Annotated in this window: 12 protein-coding genes; all 12 read right to left on the reverse strand. The window is 70.1% G+C overall.

Going from position 1 to position 13,423, the window contains the following annotated elements; translation table 11 throughout:
- Positions 1 to 1,947, reverse strand: a complete 1,947-nt coding sequence (nuoL, locus tag OG310_RS14305) for an NADH-quinone oxidoreductase subunit L (protein ID WP_329456264.1) — start codon at positions 1,945 to 1,947, stop codon at positions 1 to 3.
- A gap of 14 nt (positions 1,948 to 1,961) precedes the next feature.
- Positions 1,962 to 2,261, reverse strand: a complete 300-nt coding sequence (nuoK, locus tag OG310_RS14310; RefSeq protein ID WP_329456265.1) for an NADH-quinone oxidoreductase subunit NuoK — start codon at positions 2,259 to 2,261, stop codon at positions 1,962 to 1,964.
- Positions 2,258 to 3,175, reverse strand: a complete 918-nt coding sequence (locus OG310_RS14315) for an NADH-quinone oxidoreductase subunit J (protein ID WP_329456266.1) — start codon at positions 3,173 to 3,175, stop codon at positions 2,258 to 2,260. The genes nuoK and OG310_RS14315 overlap by 4 nt, the downstream gene beginning before the upstream one ends.
- Positions 3,172 to 3,792: an NADH-quinone oxidoreductase subunit NuoI gene (nuoI, locus tag OG310_RS14320; RefSeq protein ID WP_329460178.1), complete on the reverse strand. Its 621-nt coding sequence runs from the start codon at positions 3,790 to 3,792 to the stop codon at positions 3,172 to 3,174. Before nuoI ends, OG310_RS14315 begins: the two co-directional genes overlap by 4 nt.
- A 61-nt stretch (positions 3,793 to 3,853) precedes the next feature.
- Positions 3,854 to 5,221, reverse strand: coding sequence for an NADH-quinone oxidoreductase subunit NuoH (gene nuoH / locus OG310_RS14325; RefSeq protein WP_329456267.1), 1,368 nt, complete (start codon positions 5,219 to 5,221; stop codon positions 3,854 to 3,856).
- Positions 5,218 to 7,791, reverse strand: coding sequence for an NADH-quinone oxidoreductase subunit G (locus tag OG310_RS14330; protein WP_329456268.1), 2,574 nt, complete (start codon positions 7,789 to 7,791; stop codon positions 5,218 to 5,220). Before OG310_RS14330 ends, nuoH begins: the two co-directional genes overlap by 4 nt.
- Entirely contained in the window at positions 7,788 to 9,164 is a 1,377-nt protein-coding gene (gene nuoF, locus OG310_RS14335; protein ID WP_329456269.1) for an NADH-quinone oxidoreductase subunit NuoF, read from the reverse strand. The genes OG310_RS14330 and nuoF overlap by 4 nt, the downstream gene beginning before the upstream one ends.
- Positions 9,164 to 9,976, reverse strand: coding sequence for an NADH-quinone oxidoreductase subunit NuoE (gene nuoE, locus OG310_RS14340; protein WP_329460179.1), 813 nt, complete (start codon positions 9,974 to 9,976; stop codon positions 9,164 to 9,166). Before nuoE ends, nuoF begins: the two co-directional genes overlap by 1 nt.
- A 32-nt stretch (positions 9,977 to 10,008) precedes the next feature.
- Positions 10,009 to 11,352 carry an NADH-quinone oxidoreductase subunit D gene (locus OG310_RS14345; RefSeq protein ID WP_329456270.1) on the reverse strand — a complete coding sequence of 448 codons (1,344 nt, stop codon included), beginning with the start codon at positions 11,350 to 11,352 and terminating at the stop codon, positions 10,009 to 10,011.
- Positions 11,352 to 12,155 (reverse strand): NADH-quinone oxidoreductase subunit C, encoded by an 804-nt coding sequence (locus OG310_RS14350; protein WP_329456271.1) that lies wholly within the window; start codon positions 12,153 to 12,155, stop codon positions 11,352 to 11,354. The genes OG310_RS14345 and OG310_RS14350 overlap by 1 nt, the downstream gene beginning before the upstream one ends.
- Positions 12,152 to 12,706 carry a NuoB/complex I 20 kDa subunit family protein gene (locus tag OG310_RS14355; protein WP_329456272.1) on the reverse strand — a complete coding sequence of 185 codons (555 nt, stop codon included), beginning with the start codon at positions 12,704 to 12,706 and terminating at the stop codon, positions 12,152 to 12,154. Before OG310_RS14355 ends, OG310_RS14350 begins: the two co-directional genes overlap by 4 nt.
- Before the next feature lie 22 nt (positions 12,707 to 12,728).
- On the reverse strand, positions 12,729 to 13,088 hold the full coding sequence (locus OG310_RS14360) for an NADH-quinone oxidoreductase subunit A (protein WP_030904068.1): 360 nt from the start codon (positions 13,086 to 13,088) through the stop codon (positions 12,729 to 12,731).
- Positions 13,089 to 13,423 lie beyond the last annotated feature (335 nt).

Consider the following 13,423-nt stretch of genomic DNA (forward strand, 5'->3'; position numbering starts at 1 on the left):
TCACACCGCCCTCATCAACAGGGTCGCGGCGACGATCACTGCCGTACCTCCGAACATCGAGAGCGCGTAGGAGCGCGCATAGCCGTTCTGCACCTTGCGCAGGCGGCCGGAGAGCCCGCCGAACGACGCCGCCGTCCCGTTGACCACCCCGTCCACGAGCGAGTGGTCGACGTACACGAGCGAGCGGGTGAGGTGCTCGCCGCCGCGCACCAGGACCACGTGGTTGAAGTCGTCCTGGAGGAGGTCGCGGCGGGCCGCCCGGGTGAGCAGGGAACCGCGCGGCGCGAGCGCGGGCACCGGCCGCCGTCCGTACTGGAGGTAGGCGATGCCGACCCCGACGAGCAGCAGCACGATCGTGGCGGTGGTGACGACGCCGGCGCTCACCGGCGAGTTGCCCTCGCTGTGGCCCGTGACGGGTTCCAGCCAGTGCAGGAACCGGTTGCCGATGCCGAAGAACGCGCCGGCGCCCACCGAGCCGACCGCGAGGACGATCATCGGGACCGTCATCGTCCAGGGCGATTCGTGCGGGTGCGGCTCCGCGTGCGGGCCGGCCCCCTCGGCGACCGGCTCCACGTCCGGCGACGCGGGCGAGGCCGTCGCGGTGTTCCGCCACCGCTCCTCACCGAAGAACGTCATCAGCATCATGCGCGTCATGTAGTACGCGGTGATCGCGGCGCCCAGTAGCGTGACCGCGCCCAGGATCCAGCCCTCCGTGCCGCCCTTGGCGAAGGCCGCCTCGATGATCTTGTCCTTGGAGAAGAAGCCGGACAGACCCGGGAAGCCGATGATGGCGAGGTAGCCGAGGCCGAAGGTGACGAAGGTGACCGGCATGTACTTCCGCAGGCCTCCGTACTTGCGCATGTCGACCTCGTCGTTCATGCCGTGCATCACCGAACCGGCCCCGAGGAACAGCCCGGCCTTGAAGAAGCCGTGCGTCACCAGGTGCATGATCGCGAAGACGTAGCCGATGGGGCCGAGCCCCGCCGCGAGGATCATGTAGCCGATCTGCGACATCGTCGAGCCGGCGAGGGACTTCTTGATGTCGTCCTTCGCGCAACCGACGATCGCACCGAAGATCAGCGTGACCGCGCCGACCACGACCACCACCAACTGCGCGGTGGGCGCCCCGTTGAAGACGGGCGCGGACCGGGTGATCAGGTAGACCCCCGCCGTCACCATCGTGGCCGCGTGGATCAGCGCGGAGACCGGCGTCGGGCCCTCCATCGCGTCCCCGAGCCAGGACTGCAGCGGCACCTGGGCCGACTTGCCGCAGGCCGCGAGCAGCAGCATCAGGCTGATCGCCGTGAGCTTGCCCTCGCTCGCGCCGCTCGCCGCGCCGAACACGCCCCCGAAGGAGAACGTGCCGAACGTGGTGAACATCAGCATGATCGCGATCGACAGGCCCATGTCGCCGACGCGGTTGACGAGGAAGGCCTTCTTGGCCGCCGTCGCCGCGCTCGGCTTGTGCTGCCAGAACCCGATCAGCAGGTACGAGGCGAGGCCCACGCCCTCCCAACCCATGTACATCAGCAGGTAGTTGTCGGCGAGGACGAGCAGCAGCATCGCCGCGAGGAACAGGTTCAGATATCCGAAGAACCGGCGGCGGCGCTCGTCGTGCGCCATGTAACCCACCGAGTAGAGGTGGATGAGGGTGCCGACCCCGGTGATCAGCAGGACGAACGTCATCGACAGCTGGTCCAGTTGGAAGCCGATGTCGGCCTTGAACCCGGCGACCGGCACCCAGGTGAACAGGTGCTGGTGCAGGGCGCGGTCGTCGGCGCCCTTGCCCAGCATGTTCGCGAAGAGCACGGCGCCGATGACGAACGAGGCGGCGGCGAGCACCGTACCGAGCCAGTGACCCACCCGGTCCAGGGCGCGCCCGCCGCACAGGAGGACCGCGGCCCCCAGCAAGGGCGCCGCCACGAGCAGCGCAATCAGATTGTCCACGATTCAGCGACCCCTCAGAGCTTCATCAGGCTGGCGTCGTCGACCGAGGCCGAGTGGCGGGCGCGGAACATCGACACGATGATGGCGAGACCGACGACGACCTCCGCCGCGGCGACGACCATCGTGAAGAAGGCGATGACCTGGCCGTCGAGATTGCCGTGCAACCGGGAGAAGGCGACGAACGCGAGGTTGCACGCGTTGAGCATCAGCTCGACGCACATGAACACCACGATCGCGTTCCGCCGGATCAGCACGCCGGCCGCGCCGATCGTGAACAGCAGTGACGCCAGATAGAGGTAGTAGACCGGATTCATCGGGTGACCCCCTCCGTTTCGTCGTGTCCCGCGCGCTCCTCACGGGCGTCCCGGCCCGTGCCGTCGGCCGCGCGCGTCCGTCCGGCGTCCTCGCCGCGGTCGCGGCCGAGCCGTGTCTGCGAGCGCTGCTCCAGCGCCTTCAGGTTCGCGATGGCCTCCTTCGACACGTCCCTGATCTGGCCACGGCCCTTGAGGGTCTGGTTGATCGTGAGATCCGAGGGGGTGCCGTCGGGCAGCAGGCCCGGGACGTCCACCGCGTTGTGCCGGGCGTACACACCGGGGGCGGGCAGCGGCGGCAGCTGGATGCCCGCGCGGACCCGCTCCTCGGACTGCTCCCGCTGCGACTTGACCTGCTCGACGCGCTCCCGGTGCGTGAGCACCATCGCGCCGACCGCCGCGGTGATCAGCAGCGCGCCCGTGAGCTCGAAGGAGAACACGTACTTGGTGAAGATCAGCGCGGCCAGCCCCTGCGGGTTGCCCACCGCGTTGGCCTGGCCGAGGCCGTTCCATGTGCGCAGCGACGCGTTGGCGATGCCCGCGATGAGCAGGACGCCGAAGCCGATACCGCACAGCGCGGCCAGCCAGCGCTGCCCCTTGAGGGTCTCCTTGAGGGAGTCCGCGGCGGTGACACCGACCAGCATCACCACGAACAGGAACAGCATCATGATCGCGCCCGTGTAGACGACGATCTGCACGATGCCCAGGAAGTAGGCGCCGTTGGCCAGGTAGAACACGGCGAGGACGATCATCGTGCCGGCCAGGCACAGCGCACTGTGCACGGCCCTGCGCATGAGGATCGTGCACAGTGCGCCGATCACCGCGACGACGCCGAGGATCCAGAACTGCACGGCCTCGCCGGTCGACGTCCGGTACGCCGCCGACGCGGCGAGCGTGGTCAGGTCCGCGGGGCTCATCCGCCGATCACCCTCTTCGACGCGGGCTCGTCCTCACCGAAGTCGGACGCGCCGTCCTGCGGGTGCTCCCCCTTGGTGAAGGCCACCTGCCGGACCGTGTCCGGCGCGGCCTGGGTGACCCTGCCCCGGTAGTAGTCCTGCTCGTCCGTGCCGGGGTGGATGGCGTGCGGCGAGTCGACCATGCCGTCCTCAAGGCCCGCCAGCAGCTGTTCCTTGGTATAGATCAGGTTCTGCCGGGAGGTGTCGGCGAGTTCGAACTCGTTGGTCATCGTCAGCGCGCGGGTGGGGCACGCCTCGATGCACAGGCCGCACAGGATGCAGCGCGCGTAGTTGATCTGGTAGACGCGGCCGTAGCGCTCGCCGGGCGAGTACCTCTCCTCGTCGGTGTTGTCCGCGCCCTCCACGTAGATCGCGTCGGCCGGACAGGCCCACGCGCACAACTCGCAGCCGACGCACTTCTCCAGGCCGTCCGGATGGCGGTTGAGCTGGTGCCGGCCGTGGAAGCGCGGCGCGGTCACCTTCTCCTGCTCGGGGTACTGCTCGGTGAGCCGCCGCTTGAACATCGCCGAGAAGGTGACACCGAATCCGGCCACGGGATTCTTCGGCAACGGGGGCACGCCCCCGGCCGGGGTCCTGCCCTGGTCCGCGCCGGGACCGCTGTCCTGGGAGCTGTCGCTGTCAGACACCGCTCTCCTCCTTTCCGTCGGTCTCAGGGTGGGACACGCCAGGGGCGACGAGCTCACGCTCGCGTCGCGGACGCCTGCGCGGAACGGGTGGCACCGTCTGCCCCGGCAGTGGCGGTACGGGGAAGCCGCCCGCCATCGGATCGAAGTCCGGTGGGCCCGCCGCCTGCGCGGCGGCCTCCTCGGCCCGTTCGTCGCGGCCCCGGAACATGTCGACCACGAAGGAGATCAGCAGGATCGCGATCACCGCGCCGGCCACGTACAGGAGGATCGACGTGAAGTCGTAGTGCCGGTTCTGCAGGGCCCGCACCGTCGCCACGAGCATCAGCCAGACCACCGAGACGGGGATCAGGACCTTCCAGCCCAGCTTCATCAGCTGGTCGTAGCGCACCCGGGGCAGGGTGCCGCGCAGCCAGATGAAGAAGAACAGCAGGAGCTGCACCTTGATGACGAACCAGAGGATCGGCCACCAGCCGTGGTTGGCGCCCTCCCAGAACGTCGAGATCGGCCAGGGGGCGCGCCAGCCGCCGAGGAAGAGGGTCGACGACACGGCCGAGACCGTCACCATGTTCACGTACTCGGCGAGCATGAACATCGCGAACTTGATGGAGGAGTACTCGGTGTTGAAGCCGCCGACGAGGTCGCCCTCGGACTCCGGCATGTCGAACGGCGCGCGGTTCGTCTCGCCGACCATCGTGATGATGTAGATGATGAACGAGACCGGCAGCAGGACGATGAACCAGCGGTCCTTCTGCGCGTCCACGATCGCGGACGTCGACATCGACCCGGAGTAGAGGAACACCGAGGCGAACGCGGCGCCCATCGCGATCTCGTAGGAGATCATCTGCGCGCACGAGCGCAGTCCGCCGAGCAGCGGGTACGTCGAGCCCGACGACCAGCCCGCGAGGACGATGCCGTAGATCCCGACGGAGGCGCAGGCCAGGATGTACAGCATCGCGATCGGCAGGTCGGTGAGCTGCATCGTGGTGCGGGTGCCGAAGATCGAGATCTCGTCGCCCGAGGGGCCGAACGGGATCACCGCGATCGCCATGAAGGCGGGCACGGCCGCGACGACCGGCGCGAGCACGTAGACGAACTTGTCGGCGCGCTTGACGACGATGTCTTCCTTCAGCATCAGCTTCATGCCGTCGGCGAGGGACTGGAGCATGCCCCAGGGCCCGTGCCGGTTGGGGCCGATGCGCCGCTGCATCCAGGCGACGACCTTGCGCTCCCAGACGATCGAGAAGAGGACCGTCACCATCAGGAAGGCGAAGCAGAAGACCGCCTTGATGACGACGAGCCACCACGGGTCCGTGCCGAACACCGTCAGGTTCTCGGCGGCCAGCGTCATGGTCGGGTTCATCGCCGCGCCTCCGGGCTGTCGGTCGACGGGGTGCCGCCGCTCGACGGACTGTCGGCCGACGGGCTGTCGGTCGAGGGGCTGTCGGCCGGCGGGGAACCGACGGGGTCCGCGCCGGGGCCGGCCGCGGGGGCGAGGGCCACCGCGGTGCCCGTCGCCGCCCCCGTCGTCTCCCGCGTGCTGTTCAGGGGCAGCCACACCACCCGGTCCGGCAGGTCGCGCACGACCTGCAGCGGCAGGGTCACCGCGCCGCCGGGGCCGGTGACCCTCAGCCCGTCGCCGGGGGCCACGCCCGTCTCCGCGGCGGTGGCCGGCGACAGCCGCGCCACCGCCGCGTGCCGGGTGCCCGCCAGCGCCTCGTCGCCCTCCTGGAGGCTGCCCAGGTCCAGCAGCAGCCGGTGGCCGGCGAGGATCGCCTCACCGGTGCCGGGCCTCGGCAGCGGCTTCGACGGCTCGAACGGCGGCGACGAGCGGGGCCCCGTCCAGAGGCCGAGCGCGTCGATCTCCCGCCGTACGGAGCCGATGTCCGGCAGCCCGAACTCCACGCCCATCTCGTCCGCCAGCATGTGCAGCACGCGGGCGTCGCCCGGGGCGAGGCGCGTCGTCATCTGCTCCGGCTTCAGCGCGGCCTCGAACGGCCGTGGCCTGCCCTCCCAGTTGAGGAACGTGCCCGGCTTCTCCGCCACCGCCGCGACCGGGAAGACCACGTCGGCCCGCTCCGTCACCTCGCCGGGGCGCAGCTCGAACGAGACGAGGAATCCGACCTGGTCCAGTGCCTCGCGGGCCCGCACGGGGTCCGGCAGGTCCTCGACGCCGACGCCCGCGACGACCAGGGCGCCCAGTTCGCCGGCCGCCGCCGCCTCGATGATCTGTCCCGTGTCCCGCCCGTAGTGGTGCGGCAGTTCCCCGGTGCCCCAGACGGCCGCGGTCTCCTCGCGCGCCCGCGGGTCGGTGGCCGGGCGACCGCCCGGCAGCAGCGACGGCAGCGCGCCCGCCTCGACGGCGCCCCGCTCGCCGGCCCGGCGTGGGATCCACACCAGGTGGGCTCCGGTCGCGGCCGCCGCGCGGTTCGCGGCGGTGAGGGCGCCGGGCACCGCGGCGAGCCGTTCGCCCACCACGATCACCGCGCCCTCGCCGTGCAGCGCCTCCGACGCGGCCGCCGCGTCACCCTCGACGCCGGTGCCCGACGCCAGCGCGTCCAGCCACTCCGTCTCGGTGCCGGGCGCCGCGGGCAGCAGCGTGCCGCCCGCCTTCGTCAGGCCGCGCGTCGCGAACGGCGCGATCGCGTACGTCCGCTGACCGTGCCCGCGCCACGCCTTGCGCAGCCGCAGGAAGACGCCGGGGGCCTCCTCCTCCGCCTCGATGCCCACCAGCAGCACCGTCGGCGCCGCCTCCAGCGAGCGGTGCGTGACCCCGGCGGCCCGGCCCGCGACGTGCCAGGCGAGGAAGTCCGCCTCCTCGGCGCTGTGCGCCCGCGCCCGGAAGTCGATGTCGTTCGTGCCGAGGGCGACCCGCGCGAACTTCGCGTAGGCGTAGGCGTCCTCGACCGTGAGCCGGCCGCCGGTCAGGACGCCCGTCCGGCCGCGTGCCGCCGTCAGGCCGCGGGCGGCCGCGTCGAGGGCCTCGGGCCAGCTCGCCGGTTCGAGTACGCCCGCCTCGTTGCGTACGAGCGGGGTGGTCAGCCGGTCCTTCGCCTGCGCGTAGCGGAACGCGAAGCGCCCCTTGTCGCACAGCCACTCCTCGTTGACCTCGGGGTCGTTGCCCGCGAGGCGCCGCATGACCTTGCCGCGCCGGTGGTCCGTGCGCGTGGCGCAGCCGCCCGCGCAGTGCTCGCACACGCTCGGCGACGACACCAGGTCGAACGGCCGGGAGCGGAACCGGTACGCCGCCGACGTCAGCGCGCCCACCGGGCAGATCTGGATGGTGTTGCCGGAGAAGTACGACGTGAACGGGTCGCCCTCGCCCGTCCCGACCTGCTGCAGCGCGCCGCGCTCGATCAGGTCGATCATCGGGTCGCCCGCGATCTGCTCGGAGAAGCGCGTGCACCGCGCGCACAGCACGCACCGCTCACGGTCCAGCAGCACCTGCGACGAGATGGGCACCGGCTTCGCGTACGTCCGCTTGTGGCCCTCGAAGCGGGTGTCCGGGTCGCCGACCTGCATCGCCTGGTTCTGCAGCGGGCACTCGCCGCCCTTGTCGCAGACCGGGCAGTCCAGCGGGTGGTTGATCAGCAGCAGCTCCATCACGCCGCGCTGCGCCTTCTCCGCGACCGGGGAGGTCAGCTGCGACTTGACGACCATCCCGTCCGTGCAGGTGATCGTGCAGGACGCCATGGGCTTGCGCTGCCCCTCGACCTCCACGATGCACTGGCGGCAGGCGCCCGCCGGGTCGAGCAGCGGATGGTCGCAGAACCGGGGGATCTCGATGCCGAGCATCTCCGCCGCCCTGATCACGAGCGTCCCCTTGGGGACGGAGATCGCGGCGCCGTCGATGGTCAGCGAGACCATGTCCTCGGGCGGCACGGCCGCCTCGCCGGACCCGCCCGAGGAGGGAGCATCGGTCGTCACTGTCATGCGTTCACCTCCAGGTTTCCGGTCGTTCCGGACGGCTCGTCGGCCCAGGCGGTGGACCGCACGGGGTCGAAGGGGCAGCCCTTGTCCGTGATGTGCTGCTCGTACTCGGCGCGGAAGTACTTCAGCGACGAGAAGATCGGGGACGCGGCACCGTCACCCAGCGCGCAGAACGACTTGCCGTTGATGTTGTCCGCGATGTCCGCGAGCTTGTCGAGGTCGGCCATATCGCCCTTGCCGTCCTCGATATCGCGCAGCAACTGGACCAGCCAGTACGTTCCTTCGCGGCACGGCGTGCACTTGCCGCACGACTCGTGCGCGTAGAACTCCGTCCAGCGCGTGACGGCCCGTACAACGCAGGTCGTCTCGTCGAAGCACTGGAGCGCCTTGGTGCCGAGCATCGAACCGGCGGCGCCGACGCCCTCGTAGTCCAGCGGCACGTCCAGGTGCTCGTCCGTCAGCAGCGGCGTCGAGGACCCGCCGGGCGTCCAGAACTTCAGCCGGTGCCCGGCGCGGATGCCGCCGCTCATGTCGAGCAGTTGCCGCAGCGTGATGCCGAGCGGGCCCTCGTACTGGCCCGGGTTGGTGACATGGCCGCTGAGCGAGTAGAGCGTGAAGCCCGGGGACTTCTCGCTGCCCATCGAGCGGAACCACTCCTTGCCGCGCTGCAGGATCGACGGCACGGACGCGATCGACTCGACGTTGTTGACCACCGTCGGGCAGGCGTACAGGCCGGCGACGGCCGGGAACGGCGGCCGCAGCCTCGGCTGGCCGCGCCTGCCCTCCAGGGAGTCGAGCAGCGCGGTCTCCTCGCCGCAGATGTACGCGCCGGCGCCCGCGTGGACGACGACGTCCAGGTCGAGGCCGCTGCCCAGGATGTTCGTGCCGAGGTATCCCGCCGCGTACGCCTCCCGCACCGCCTCGTGCAGCCGGCGCAGCACCGGCACGGTCTCGCCGCGCAGGTAGATGAACGCGTGCGAGGAGCGGATCGCGTAGCAGGCGATGACGATGCCTTCGATCAGCGCGTGCGGGTTCGCGAACAGCAGCGGGATGTCCTTGCAGGTCCCCGGCTCCGACTCGTCGGCGTTGACGACGAGGTAGTGCGGTTTGCCGTCGCCCTGCGGGATGAACTGCCACTTCATGCCGGTCGGGAAGCCGGCGCCGCCCCGGCCGCGCAGGCCGGACTCCTTCACGTACGCGATGAGGTCGTCCGGCTCCATCGCGAGCGCCTTCTTCAGGCCCTCGTAGCCGTCGTGCCGCAGGTAGGTGGCGAGCGTCCACGACTCGGGCTGGTCCCAGAAGGCGGTCAGGACGGGGGCCAGGACCCGGTGCGGGCTGGTGCCGTTGTCGTCCCCGCGTTCGGTCGTCATCGTCATCACTCCCCCTCCTTGCTGATCGGGCCCGCCGGGTGGTCAGGGTCGGAGTCCGAGGTCTGCTGCGGCGCGTCGTGCGAACTGAGGTGCTGTGAGCCCGGCTGCGGCGCCTCCTCGGGGTGTGCGCCGTCCCGCGGCCGTACGACCCGGCCGGGCGCCTCGCCCTTGGCGAGCCGCAGCCCGGTCAGGGAGGCGTGGCCCGCGCTGCCGCTCGCCGCGACGGCCCCTTCGCGCGGATCGGGGAACCCGGCGAGGATCCTCGACGTCTCCTGGTACGTGACGATCGGAGCGCCCCGGGTCGGCTCGACGGGGCGGCCCGCGCGCAGGTCGTCCACGAGCCGCTTGGCGGACTCGGGCGTCTGGTTGTCGAAGAACTCCCAGTTGACCATCACCACGGGCGCGAAGTCGCAGGCCGCGTTGCACTCGATGTGCTCCAGCGTGACCTTGCCGTCCGGCGTCGTCTCGTCGTTGCCGACGCCGAGATGGGCCTTCAGCTCCTCGAAGATGGCGTCGCCGCCCATCACCGCGCAGAGCGTGTTGGTGCAGACGCCGACCTGGTAGTCGCCGCAGGGCCCGCGCCGGTACATCGTGTAGAAGGTCGCGACAGCCGTGACCTCCGCCGTGGTCAGGCCGAGCAGGTCCGCGCAGAAGGCCATGCCCGTACGGGTCACGTGCCCCTCCTCCGCCTGCACCAGGTGCAGCAGCGGCAGCAGGGCCGAACGGGAGCCGGGGTAGCGCGCGATGATCTCCCGCGCGTCCGTCTCCAGCCGTTCGCGCACGTCGGCCGGGTACTGCGGGGCCGGCGGCTGGGGCATGCCCAGCGGGACGGGGCTTGACGGTGTGGTCGTCACCGGTCGACGCCTCCCATCACGGGGTCGATGGACGCGACGGCGACGATGACGTCGGCGACCTGGCCGCCCTCGCACATCGCCGCCATGGCCTGCAGGTTGGTGAAGGACGGGTCCCGGAAGTGGACCCGGAAGGGGCGCGTGCCGCCGTCGGAGACGACGTGCGCGCCGAGTTCGCCCTTGGGCGACTCGACGGCCGCGTACGCCTGGCCCGGTGGGACGCGGAAGCCCTCGGTCACCAGCTTGAAGTGGTGGATGAGGGCCTCCATCGACGTGCCCATGATCTTCTTGATGTGGTCGAGCGAGTTGCCGAGGCCGTCGGGCCCGAGCGCGAGCTGCGCGGGCCAGGCGATCTTCTTGTCGGCGACCATCACCGGGCCGGGAGCCAGCCGGTCGAGGCACTGCTCGACGACGCCCAGCGACTGCCGCATCTCCTCAAGACGGATCAGGAAGCGGCCGTAGGCGTCGCAGCTCTCGGCGGTCGGGACGGTGAAGTCGTACGTCTCGTAACCGCAGTACGGGTCGCTCTTGCGCAGGTCGTGCGGGAGGCCCGCGGAGCGCAGGATCGGCCCCGTGGCGCCCAGCGCCATGCAGCCGGTGAGGTCGAGGTAGCCGACGTCCCGCATGCGGGCCTTGAAGATCGGGTTGCCGGTCGCGAGCTTGTCGTACTCCGGGAGGTTCTTGCGGAGTGTCCTGACCATCTCGCGCAGGTGGTCGACCGCGCCGGGCGGCAGGTCCTGGGCGAGGCCGCCGGGCCGGATGAACGCGTGGTTCATGCGCAGGCCCGTGATCAGTTCGTACGCGTCGAGGATCAGTTCGCGGTCCCGGAACCCGTAGATCATTATCGTCGTCGCGCCGAGCTCCATGCCGCCGGTGGCGAGCGCCACCAGGTGCGAGGAGAGGCGGTTGAGTTCCATCAGCAGGACGCGGACGACGGTGGCGCGGTCCGGGATGTCGTCCGTGATCCCGAGCAGCTTCTCCACACCGAGGCAGTACGCCGTCTCGTTGAAGAACGACGTCAGGTAGTCCATGCGCGTGACGAAGGTGGTGCCCTGCGTCCACGTGCGGTATTCGAGGTTCTTCTCGATACCCGTGTGCAGGTAGCCGATTCCGCAGCGCGCCTCGGTGACGGTCTCGCCGTCGATCTCCAGGATCAGCCGCAGCACTCCGTGGGTGGACGGGTGCTGGGGGCCCATGTTGACGACGATGCGTTCGTCGTCGGCGCGGGCGGCGGACTGCACGACCTCGTCCCAGTCGCCGCCGGTGACCGTATATACGGTTCCCTCGGTGGTCTCGCGCGCGCTCGCGGTCGCGTGGGTCGTGTGACTGGCTGAAGGAGACATCAGGTGTACGACCTCCGCTGGTCCGGAGCCGGGATCTGGGCGCCCTTGTACTCGACGGCGATCCCGCCGAGGGGATAGTCCTTGCGCTGCGGGAAGCCCTGCCAGTCGTCCGGCATCATGATCCGGGTCAGGGCCGGGTGGCCGTCGAAGACGAGCCCGAAGAAGTCGTACGTCTCACGCTCGTGCCAGTCGTTGGTCGGATAGACCTCGACCAGGGACGGGACGTGCGGGTCCGCGTCCGGCGCGGAGACCTCCAGGCGGATCAGCCGGCTGTGCGTGATCGACCGCAGGTGGTACACGGCGTGCAGCTCGCGGCCCTTGTCCTCGGGGTAGTGCACGCCCGAGACGCCCGTGCACAGCTCGAAGCGGAGCGCCGGGTCGTCGCGCAGGGTCCGGGCGACGCGGAGCAGGTGCTCGCGGGCGATGTGGAAGGTGACCTCGCCGCGGTCGACGACGGTCTTCTCGATCGCGTTCTCCGGGAGGAGGTCCTGCTCCTCCAGCGCGCCTTCGAGTTCGTCGGCGATCTCGTCGAAGACACCCTCCTCGCCGGGTTCGGTGCGCGGCCCCCCGTACGGGCGGGACGCGGGGCCCGGCAGGGCGACCGTACGGACGAGGCCGCCGTAACCGGAGGTGTCGCCGCCGTTCTGCGCGCCGAACATGCCCTTGCGGACGCCGATGACGTCGCTCGCGGCGCCCCGGGCGGCCGGGACCCCGTTGCCGTTGCCGTTGCCGTTGCCGTGGTCCCCCCCGGCGTGGTTCCCGTTGTGGCCGTTGGCGCCGCCCGGCGGCTCCTCGCCGCTCATCGGAGGAGTCCCTTCATCTCGATCATGGGCAGCGCCTTGAGCGCCGCCTCCTCCGCCTCGCGGGCCGCCTCGCGCGCGTCGACCCCGAGCTTCGAGCTCTGGATCTTGTGATGGAGCTTGAGGATCGCGTCCATCAGCATCTCGGGACGCGGCGGGCAGCCGGGCAGGTAGATGTCGACCGGTACGACGTGGTCGACGCCCTGCACGATGGCGTAGTTGTTGAACATGCCGCCCGACGAGGCGCACACGCCCATGGAGATGACCCACTTGGGGTTCGGCATCTGGTCGTAGACCTGCCGCAGGACAGGCGCCATCTTCTGGCTCACCCGGCCCGCGACGATCATCAGGTCGGCCTGGCGCGGTGATCCGCGGAAGACCTCCATGCCGAACCGCGCGAGGTCGTAGCGGCCCGCGCCCGTCGTCATCATCTCGATGGCGCAGCAGGCGAGCCCGAACGTGGCCGGGAAGACGGACGACTTCCGCACCCACCCCGCGGCCTGCTCGACGGTCGACAGGAGGAATCCGCTCGGCAGTTTCTCTTCGAGTCCCATTGGTCCCAGCCCCTCTGAGCCTCTAGTCCCATTCCAGGCCGCCGCGACGCCAGACATAGGCGTACGCGACGAAGACGGTGAGCACGAAGAGGAGCATCTCCACGAGCCCGAAGATCCCCAGCGAGTCGAACGTGACGGCCCAGGGATAGAGGAAGACGATCTCGATGTCGAAGACGATGAAGAGCATCGCCGTCAGGTAGTACTTGATCGGGAAGCGACCGCCGCCGGCCGGCGTGGGAGTGGGCTCGATGCCGCACTCATATGCTTCAAGTTTCGCCCGGTTGTACCGTTTTGGGCCCACGAGCGTGGCCATGACCACGGAAAAGATCGCAAACCCAGCCCCCAGGGCGCCGAGCACGAGGACGGGCGCGTAGGTGTTCACGCTCCCCAGCTCCTTCCAGTCGTCCTTGACCGTCTTGACCGATGGACCGCGCCGGGTGCGGACGCCCCACACGTAGCGGGACGTTTCGGGAAAACCCCGAAGATCACTCGCATGTGAGGCAGTTCACAAGCCCGACTGACGCGCATCTTATGCCCGTCGGGCTGTGATCTGCGACACGGGGTACGGGACCGTCTTTGTGATCTCCACCACCTGACGGTGGATCATGACGGCGAGCGTCGGGGGATCTTCACACATGGTGTACTCAAATGATCACCAGCCGTAGCACAAAAGGCTGTTACTCCTGGTCAGGAGGGTGCGCCCACTACCAGGGGGCC

Origin of the sequence: Streptomyces sp. NBC_01497 (assembly GCF_036250695.1) — a bacterium.
Classification (GTDB): Bacteria; Actinomycetota; Actinomycetes; order Streptomycetales; family Streptomycetaceae; genus Streptomyces.

Excerpts from the sequence above, each read along its gene's own strand:
- nuoK (WP_329456265.1), bottom strand. The coding sequence starts at position 2,261 with ATGAATCCGGTCTACTACCTCTATCTGGCGTCACTGCTGTTCACGATC.
- OG310_RS14315 (WP_329456266.1), bottom strand. The coding sequence starts at position 3,175 with ATGAGCCCCGCGGACCTGACCACGCTCGCCGCGTCGGCGGCGTACCGG.
- nuoH (WP_329456267.1), bottom strand. The coding sequence starts at position 5,221 with ATGAACCCGACCATGACGCTGGCCGCCGAGAACCTGACGGTGTTCGGC.
- OG310_RS14330 (WP_329456268.1), bottom strand. The coding sequence starts at position 7,791 with ATGACAGTGACGACCGATGCTCCCTCCTCGGGCGGGTCCGGCGAGGCG.
- nuoF (WP_329456269.1), bottom strand. The coding sequence starts at position 9,164 with ATGACGATGACGACCGAACGCGGGGACGACAACGGCACCAGCCCGCAC.
- nuoE (WP_329460179.1), bottom strand. The coding sequence starts at position 9,976 with ATGCCCCAGCCGCCGGCCCCGCAGTACCCGGCCGACGTGCGCGAACGG.
- OG310_RS14345 (WP_329456270.1), bottom strand. The coding sequence starts at position 11,352 with ATGTCTCCTTCAGCCAGTCACACGACCCACGCGACCGCGAGCGCGCGC.
- OG310_RS14350 (WP_329456271.1), bottom strand. The coding sequence starts at position 12,155 with ATGAGCGGCGAGGAGCCGCCGGGCGGCGCCAACGGCCACAACGGGAAC.
- OG310_RS14355 (WP_329456272.1), bottom strand. The coding sequence starts at position 12,706 with ATGGGACTCGAAGAGAAACTGCCGAGCGGATTCCTCCTGTCGACCGTC.